The sequence below is a fragment of the Acidimicrobiia bacterium genome, from assembly GCA_016650365.1.
Taxonomy (GTDB): Bacteria; Actinomycetota; Acidimicrobiia; order Spongiisociales; family JAENVV01; genus JAENVV01.
Window position 1 is genome coordinate 1 of the sequence record JAENVV010000158.1, and the last position, 4716, is coordinate 4716.

Consider the following 4716-nt stretch of genomic DNA (forward strand, 5'->3'; position numbering starts at 1 on the left):
TCGGCCGAGTTCTTCGAGAAGGATGGCCACCTCGACCGCACCGCCTCCAGAGCCTCCGTATTCCTCGGGAATGTTGATCCCGACCCACCCTTGAGCGGCGAGCTTGTCGTACAAGTCCCGGGGAGGACGACGTTCACGATCGCACTCCCGCACATACTCGCGAGAGATTTCCCGTTGACAGAAATCGCGGACGGTGGTCCGAAACATCTCTTGCTCGGGACTCAGTTTGGTCTCCATTTTCGACCTCCTCGTTGACAGCTCTGAAGTACCAGCATATTGTCGGATCATTCAGCGCGCCAGTGTCTTACAGAGTGAGACGCGAAAGGATGAGGACATGGAACCTTTGCGATCGATGATATTCACTCCCGGCCACCGCCGGGACCTCATTGAGAAGGCCATTCGGTCGGGAGCCGACGCAGTGATCGTGGACCTTGAAGATGCGGTCGCCATGGATGAAAAGGCCGGCGCTCGAGATGCCCTCGCCGCCTTGCCAGCCTCTCCCGTTCCGCTCTACGTCCGGACGAACGGTCCAGAAACTGAAATGTTCTGGGACGATGTCGTGGCCGCCGGAGCGGCGGGTGTGGCCGGCTTGGTTATCCCGAAAGCCGAACATGCCAGCCTCATCCGCGAGGTCGACGGGGCGCTGCGGGCTTTGGAGATGACCAACGGGCATGCGCCCGGCACGGTCGGGGTCATGCCGTTGATCGAGAGTGGGCTCGGCGCTCGCAATACATACGACATGATGCTCGCCAGCGAGCGAGTCGAATCGGTTTTGTACGGCGGGGGCGAGCAGGGCGACCTGGTGGCAGACCTCGGCGTTGAATGGACGCCCGAAGGAACGGGTCTCATGTTCAGCCGGGCGAAGGTGCTTATGGATGCTCGGGCGGCCGGGATCCAGAATCCCCTGGAGGCGGTCTTCATGGACTTCAGGAATCTGGATGCGCTGCGGGTTGAATGCGAGCTGGCCCGGACTCTCGGGTACGTCGGCAAGGTGGCGATCCACCCGGCCCAGGTGGCCGTGATCAACGACGTCTTCACCCCCACCGCTGAACAGGTGGCCCACCATCGCCGCATCATCGAAGAATTCGACAAAGCGCTGGAGGCGGGCTCCGCCTCCATCGCGGTCGACGGAAAAATGGTCGATTACGCCGTGGCCCGGGTGGCCAGAGCGGTGTTGGCGCGTGCAGAGTTGGCGGACCGAGCGGCCGCCCGCCAGGAGGGACAGGTATGAGTCGAAGCAGGTATATCGAGGGCGGCGTCGGAATCGCGGTTATTGGGGCCGGGTCGATTGGCACGTTGCGCGCCCAGATCGCCCATCGGCATCCGTCGGTCGATTTCATCGGCGTCTGCGATATCGTCGAGGAGAAGGCAGCCACCCTTGCCGCAGCTTGTGGGGCCGACGAATACAGCACTGATCCGCTTGAGGTCATCCGGCGCGACGAAGTCGACTGCGTGGTGATTGCCTCCACCGAGGATGCTCACTTCGAGCCGGCGATGGCAGCCATTCAGGCCGGCAAGCATCTCCTCATCGAGAAGCCGTTCACCATTCTTCCCAGTGAAGCCGAAAAGCTCCTGGCCGCTGCGGAGGAATATGGAGTGATGGTGTACACCGGCTTCACCCAACGCTTTCGTCGCCGCTACCTGGCCATCAAAGAGCATGTCAACCGGGGTTACATCGGCCAGGTCACGAGCGCCAAGTCGACCATCTACCTGACCCAGGCCGTAGCCAGGTCGGTGATTTCGCGGGCTAATTCGACGACGCCTTCGATCAACACCATGACCTATCTGTTCGACTTGCTCATGTGGTACATGGACGGCGAAAAGCCCATCTCGGCCTACGCGGCCGGATCGAAGGGCGCCATGAACGAGGAGTTCGGATCACTTGATTCGACGTGGTGTGTTCTCAAGTTCGCCAGCGGAGCGGTCGCCAACCTCGGGGTCAGTTGGGAGCTACCGGTCTTCTGGCCTGCCAACGTTGCCACCATGGACTTTGAGTTGTTCGGGCGAGAAGGCACGATCAGCGTCAAGGACGACCACCGGGACGTGATGATGGCGTCGAACAAGCCCGTTCCGGCTCCGTACACCCCCGACATCGAGATGAATGTGGCGCTGCTTGGCTCATACATGCCGGGCGATTGGGCACTGGGTGAGCACTTCGGAGCAATGCAAGAAGAGACGCATGCGTTCATCAACAGCGTCGGCCAGCATCGAGCAGATCCGATTCTGGCCAGCGGACGCCAGGGCTTCGATGTGCTGGTTGTGTCGCGGGCGGTTGACGAATCCGCTCGCACCGGCGAGGTCGTTCCGATCGTCTGGGCTGACTGAGATGCCGGGGATGCTCGACGGAATCATGATCCTGGAGTTGGGTCAGGTCATCGCCGGAAATTTCGCCGGGGTGATCCTGGCCGATCTGGGCGCCGAGATCATCAAGATCGAGCCACAGTGGGGCGACACGGCCCGTAATGCGAAGATCGCCCCCCTCGGTGACGAAAGTGCCATTCACCTGTTTATGAACCGGGGTAAGAAGAGCGTTGTCATGGACATGAAGAGTGAGCGGGGCCGTCAGATCTTCTACGACCTGGTCAAGCAGGCCGACGTGGTGATTGACAATTTCCGACCCGGGGTTATGGCCCGGCTGGGAATCGACCATGACACGCTCAAGCAACTCAACGAGGACATCATCACCGTTTCCGTGACGGGGTTTGGTGAGACCGGCCCCCTCAAGGACAAAGCTGCCTTTGATCTGGTCGTCCAGGCGTATTCGGGGCATATGGATATCACCGGTGACCCGGATGGCCCGCCGGCTCGGATGGGTGCGCCGATGGCCGATATCTCCGGCGGCATCTATGCGTGCATCTCGATCCTGGCTGCGCTGGTGGGGCGGGAACGGAACGGAACCGGGCAGCACGTCGACGTGGCGATGCTTGACAGCCTGATCCACCTGCTTTCGTACGATGCGCTTGACCATCTGACGACCGGCAAGGAGGTCGGTCGCCACGGAAGCGCCCATGCCCACATGGTCCCCTGGCAGGCGTTCGCCACACTGGATGGGTACGTGGTGGTGGCGGCTCGCGACGAGAAATTCTGGATCAACCTTTGTGATGCCATTGACCGGCCCGACCTCAAGACCGACCCCCGGACGGCCGACAATGCCGCCCGGGTCGCCAACCGGGCCGAAGTTGTCCCAATCCTCGACGCAGTGTTTCGCACGAAAACCAAGGCGGAATGGATAGAGATTCTTGATCGCTACGACATTCCATCGGCGCCCGTCAACAGCCTGGGCGATGTCTTCTCCGACGAACACGTTCGGAGTCGCGGCATGGTGCAGATCTACGAGCATCCCACGCTCGGGCCGATCAGTTTTTCTCCGAGTCCGATGAAGTTCAGCGACTGGACATTTCCGAATGAATCAGCGCCCATGTTGGGCGAGCAAACGTTCGAAGTACTCAAAGAGCGGCTCGGGTATGCCGACGCCGATCTGGAGACCCTGGAGGCCGACGGAGTCGTGGTCAACTGGACGAGCGGGATGTAGGTCACTTGCCAATTTCCCGGCCATACCGCACGCTGGCGGCGGGAACATTATCAATTTCGCTTGGCGCCCTGCCGGTGTTCTTGTTGGGGGCGATGGCCGTCCTCATCAGGGAAGAACTTCACTTTGGTGAGGTGGCCCTCGGGGCGATCGCATCTGCGTATTACGCCTCCTCGGCCGCCCTTTCGATCCCGGGCGGAGCGATCGCCGAGCGTCTGGGGGGAAGGCGGGGGATGGCTCTGGCGGCCGCTATCACGTTGGGTTCGATGCTCGGCGTGGCCGCCTCGCGGTCGGTCTGGATGATCGGCTTGTTCATGGTGACCGCCGGGGTGGCCAACGGGATCGCTCTTCCCGCCTCCAACCTGGCTCTGGCGAGAGGGATCCCGGTCCGGAGACAGGGCGTGGCTTTCGGGCTCAAGCAGTCTTCCGGTCCCATCGCCACCTTGCTGGCCGGGGCGGCTCTTCCGCTCATCGGGCTAACAGTCGGATGGCGGCCGTCGTTTGTTATTGCCGGCTTGGCCGCTTTGCCGCTGATCGCCCTTGGATTCAAGCGGTGGACGGTCTCGGCCAAGACCGAACGAGGACAGCTCTCCAGCGATCACCGTCGAGCTCTGCTGGTTCTGGCTCTCGGTGCGACTCTGGCGGTTATCGGTGGTAGTTCGCTCGCCGCGTTTTACGTCTCGTCTGCGGTGGCATCCGGTGTTGCCCCGGCGACCGCCGGAGCCTTACTGTCTGTCGGTAGCGTCTTCGGGATTGCCGGCCGGATCGGTTGGGGGTATCTCGGTGATCAACATCGGAACCGACACGTCGTCATGTTGGCCCTCATCATGAGCCTCGGCGCGGTCGGATATGTGCTTCTCGGGCAGGTGGACGGGACGGCCACCCTCGGCCTCGCCACCCTGGTCACGTTCATGTCGGGATGGGCGTGGCCGGGGCTCTTCAACTTCGCGGTGGTCGTGCGGTCGGCGGCTGCTCCGGGGGTGGCGACGGGCATCGTCGGAACCGGCCTGTATTCGGGTGGCATCATCGGTCCATTGGCGTTCGGTTGGATCGTGGAGAACGCCAGTTATCAAACTGCCTGGTCACTGGTGGCGGCCGCCTCGTTTACGGCAGCCGGGGTCATGTATCTTGGGGGGCGAAAGCTGGAGAGGGCATCGCATTGAGTTTGAGTCGAATGTTGGATCCCA

General features: G+C 62.0%; 5 protein-coding genes. 4 read left to right on the forward strand and 1 reads right to left on the reverse strand.

The window, feature by feature from the left end:
* On the reverse strand, positions 1-237 hold a 237-nt coding region (locus JJE47_09545; GenBank protein MBK5267663.1), incomplete at its 3' end, for an acyl-CoA dehydrogenase family protein.
* 97 nt (positions 238-334) lie between these two features.
* Between JJE47_09545 and JJE47_09550 the strand changes: the two genes are divergently transcribed.
* The 4 genes from JJE47_09550 to JJE47_09565 are packed head-to-tail and all read left to right on the forward strand — an operon-like array spanning position 335 to position 4692.
* Positions 335-1231, forward strand: coding sequence for a CoA ester lyase (locus tag JJE47_09550; protein MBK5267664.1), 897 nt, complete (start codon positions 335-337; stop codon positions 1229-1231).
* Entirely contained in the window at positions 1228-2325 is a 1098-nt protein-coding gene (locus JJE47_09555; GenBank protein MBK5267665.1) for a Gfo/Idh/MocA family oxidoreductase, read from the forward strand. Before JJE47_09550 ends, JJE47_09555 begins: the two co-directional genes overlap by 4 nt.
* A gap of 1 nt (position 2326) precedes the next feature.
* Positions 2327-3532: a CoA transferase gene (locus JJE47_09560; GenBank protein ID MBK5267666.1), complete on the forward strand. Its 1206-nt coding sequence runs from the start codon at positions 2327-2329 to the stop codon at positions 3530-3532.
* 5 nt (positions 3533-3537) lie between these two features.
* Positions 3538-4692 carry an MFS transporter gene (locus JJE47_09565; protein MBK5267667.1) on the forward strand — a complete coding sequence of 385 codons (1155 nt, stop codon included), beginning with the start codon at positions 3538-3540 and terminating at the stop codon, positions 4690-4692.
* Positions 4693-4716: the final 24 nt, after the last annotated feature.

Excerpts from the sequence above, each read along its gene's own strand:
- JJE47_09550 (MBK5267664.1), top strand. The coding sequence starts at position 335 with ATGGAACCTTTGCGATCGATGATATTCACTCCCGGCCACCGCCGGGAC.
- JJE47_09555 (MBK5267665.1), top strand. The coding sequence starts at position 1,228 with ATGAGTCGAAGCAGGTATATCGAGGGCGGCGTCGGAATCGCGGTTATT.
- JJE47_09560 (MBK5267666.1), top strand. The coding sequence starts at position 2,327 with ATGCCGGGGATGCTCGACGGAATCATGATCCTGGAGTTGGGTCAGGTC.